Annotated in this window: 1 protein-coding gene; it reads left to right on the forward strand. The window is 65.5% G+C overall.

Annotation, left to right across the window (positions count from 1 at the left end; all coding sequences use genetic code 11):
• Positions 1-1015 (forward strand): toprim domain-containing protein (locus ACYQ2W_RS26380; RefSeq protein WP_459874065.1); only part of this gene is annotated, 1015 nt, incomplete at both ends.

Here is a 1015-nt window from a genome sequence, read left to right on the forward strand (position 1 = left end):
GCTCGATGCCGACGCCGAGGACCAAGCACTGTTGGCGCAGGTGGTGGACTACTACCACCAAACCCTGAAACAGACGCCGGAGGCGCTGGAGTATCTGGAGCGGCGCGGCCTCAACCACCCCGAGCTGATCGAGCACTTCAAGCTGGGGGTCGCCAACCGCACCCTGGCCTATCGCCTCCCCGAGAAGAACCGCAAGGCCGGCGCCGAGATCCGAGGGCGATTGCAGGCCCTCGGCATTCTGCGCAAGAGCGGCCATGAACACTTCAACGGCTCGCTGGTAATTCCGGTGATTATGCCCAGGGATGGGCGGTATGCCGATGCGCCAGGAGGCAGCGCATCGGCGAATGATGGCGTGGTGACTGAAATCTACGGCCGCAAGCTCAACGACAACCTGCGCAAGGGCACCGCCTACCACCTCTACCTGCCCGGCCCGCACCGGGGCGTATTCAACGCCGAGGCGCTGGAGTGCAGCCGGGAGGTCATCCTCTGCGAATCGCTGATTGATGCCCTGACTTTTTGGGCGGCAGGCTTCCGCAACGTCACCACCAGCTACGGCGTCAACGGCTTCACCGACGAGCTGCTGGCCGCCCTCAAGCACCATGGCACCGAGCGGGTGCTGATCGCCTATGACCGGGACGAAGCGGGCGAGAGAGCCGCTGCCGAACTGGCGGAGAAGCTGACCCGCGAAGGGATCGACGCCTACCGGATCCACTTCCCCAAGGGGATGGATGCCAACGAATACGCCTGTCAGGTGAAGCCCGCCGGCAAGAGCCTGGGTGTGGCGATCCGCTCGGCGGTGTGGTTGGGGAAAGGGCAAGCTCCGGAACGGGAATCGGTGCCGGCGGTGAGGGAGGAGATGGCGGCTAAAAGAGAAACGCCCCCTCTCTCTTTAGCCGCTCCTGCCACCTCGGCCCCGGAAGAACTACCAGCGCCGCCGGCAGCGCCCGCGCCCCTCCCCGCCAGTGTCCTCCCCGAACCACCCAAGGCCGAGGTGGAAGCCGAGGTATCGGACAGT

The sequence above is a fragment of the Endothiovibrio diazotrophicus genome, from assembly GCF_054657215.1.